This is a genomic window from Mesobacillus sp., assembly GCF_049588175.1.
Lineage (GTDB): Bacteria > Bacillota > Bacilli > Bacillales > Cytobacillaceae > Mesobacillus.
The window spans coordinates 1-2225 of sequence record NZ_JBAVFI010000304.1 but is presented as its reverse complement, the minus strand read 5'-3'; the positions used below and the strand labels follow the sequence as shown (position 1 = coordinate 2225).

At 39.3% G+C, this 2225-nt stretch carries 4 protein-coding genes and 1 riboswitch; of the genes, 3 read left to right on the top strand and 1 reads right to left on the bottom strand.

All coding sequences use genetic code 11. The annotated features are described in order from the left end of the window. Together WB217_RS07490 and WB217_RS07485 are read left to right on the top strand one after the other, a co-directional pair. Positions 1-379: LysE family transporter (locus WB217_RS07490; RefSeq protein ID WP_423992102.1), on the top strand; the 379-nt coding region annotated here is incomplete at its 5' end. 51 nt (positions 380-430) lie between these two features. Beyond that, positions 431-856, top strand: a complete 426-nt coding sequence (locus tag WB217_RS07485) for an NUDIX hydrolase (protein ID WP_423992100.1) — start codon at positions 431-433, stop codon at positions 854-856. 86 nt (positions 857-942) lie between these two features. On the opposite strand, the gene WB217_RS07480 is transcribed toward WB217_RS07485, so the two are convergent. Further along, on the bottom strand, positions 943-1071 hold the full coding sequence (locus WB217_RS07480; RefSeq protein WP_423992098.1) for a bacitracin ABC transporter ATP-binding protein: 129 nt from the start codon (positions 1069-1071) through the stop codon (positions 943-945). A 129-nt stretch (positions 1072-1200) separates the two neighbouring features. Continuing rightward, positions 1201-1343, top strand: a riboswitch (cyclic di-AMP (ydaO/yuaA leader). Between the two features lie 152 nt (positions 1344-1495). On the opposite strand from WB217_RS07480, the gene WB217_RS07475 reads away from it, so the two are divergent. After that, positions 1496-2225, top strand: a 730-nt coding sequence (locus WB217_RS07475; RefSeq protein WP_423992096.1) for an APC family permease, incomplete at its 3' end; no start/stop codon positions are given.

The window sequence follows — 2225 nt, the reverse complement described above, 5'->3', positions numbered from 1 at the left end:
GCTAATCGGATCAGCATTTTTATTTTACCTCGGGGTAAAAACCTTTCTGAAAAAGCCAGCCAATACAGCTGAGAATCTACAGGGGGAAAGCCATCTGGGCATGTACCTGTCAACTTTCTTATTGATGATTACAAATCCAGTCACTATTCTTAATTTTACTGCGATGTTTGCGGGCCTGGGATTTGATCAGGGTACAGATACAGGTGTGACAGCTGTAACGCTGATTGGCGGCGTATTTTTTGGTGCGGCCTTATGGTGGGTAATGCTAAGTTTCATTGTCAGCTTTTTTAAAAATAAGATCACTCCGCATTTAGGTCTGGTCAATAAGATTGCTGGATTGCTGATCATTGCACTGGGAATTTTAGCGTTTGTAAAATAAGGTCTTTATTGAGAGAGCCAAAAAAATACTCACAATATAGGGGGAACAGGTGTGGATCTTTGGGTAGGTTCTGCTGGAGTCTGTATCAATCATCATGGGGAAGTGCTGATGGTACGGCAAGGTAAAGAAGAGGAAGAAAAGCTTTGGGCTATTCCGGCAGGAGGGGTAGAGCTGAATGAAACTTCTGAAGAATGCTGCATCAGGGAAGTGTTTGAGGAAACGGGATATGAAGTTAAGATCGTCAGGCCTTTATACATAAAAACAGGTAAGTCTTTTGGGGTTGAAATTAAGGTTCAATATTTTGAAGTGATGATAACAGGTGGAGAACCGCGGATTCAGGATCCAGACGGATTGATTCATGAAATAGCGTGGAAAAAAGTAAGTGATATGAATGAAATGGACTTCGGTTTTCCAGAAGATCTTGGATTCCTCCTAAATTTTATCAGGGAAAAAAGCCTTCAGGAGATAGAGGGATGAAGTGATTAAAACATATACCTCATAGATCCTAAAAAAGCTGCCAAGCTGGCAGCTTTTTTAATACCTCTTTTAATCAAATGGGGTAGTTATTTACTATCACTTTCCTCCATATGATTATCTTCTTCAAAGTCAGGACCGCCATATAGCTGGTTAATTTCATCGGTAAGCTTATCTAAAAAATCATCAGATAGTAAGGGTTCATTTTCTTTATACATGTTCATCCTCCTATTTATCTGGATTACTACTAGAATACACACATGGCACGATCATATTCATTTTTACTAAGCCATAATAAATATATTTACTTTTTTAAAACACGGGAGTATGATAATCAACGGTTTCAATTTTCTAAATCGCCGAAACCATAAGGTGCGGGGGAACCAATATTGGATAGGTACATGATCCAGGGGTGAATCCTCAAGTAGGTAGGGCTACTTAATGGCCCGAATCCGTCAGCTAACCTCGCAGGCGTTATATGAGAAGGAAGGTGGAGCTTGTAAGGCACAGGAATGATTATGCCTACAGGTCTATTAATAATGGCTTGTGGCATTTTTTTTGTCTTTTTAAACGGATACATGAAGTTTATTTATGAAAGCAACTGGGAAACATACCTTCATTAATACTAGGCGGTGACGATCGATGATTTCATCCATAAAAAGGTTCTTAATTGGCCGGCCCTTGAAATCAACTGAATTAGGGGAACAGAAACTTAATAAAACAAAAGCATTGGCGATTCTTTCCTCTGACGCCTTATCCTCAGTGGCATACGGACCTGAACAGATTTTAATTGTGCTGTTTACAATCAGTGCGGCCGCATTTTGGTATTCGGTACCAATAGCAATCGGAGTTTTAATATTATTGACAGCACTTATTCTTTCATACCGGCAGATTATTTTTGCTTACCCACAAGGTGGAGGAGCATATGTGGTTTCCAAAGAAAACCTTGGTGTCAATCCAGGGCTGATTGCAGGCGGTTCACTATTAGTCGATTACATATTGACAGTGGCTGTAAGTGTCTCTGCAGGTACTGATGCTTTAACATCTGCTTTTCCTGAATTGCATGATTACAATGTTCTTACTGCTATTATATTTGTTCTGTTTATTACTACTCTTAATCTTAGAGGTGTTACAGAATCAGCTAGCATTTTGGCTTATCCGGTTTATTTATTTGTCTTAGCATTATTCATTTTAATAGGTGCCGGCATATACAAAATCGTTACTGGAGATATTTCGGGAAATCTCCATGAACCTATTGGGACTCCAGTCGCCGGATTATCATTATTCTTGTTGTTAAAAGCATTTGCTTCTGGCAGTTCGGCATTAACAGGGGTAGAAGCCATTTCAAATGCGATCCCTAATTTCAAAGATC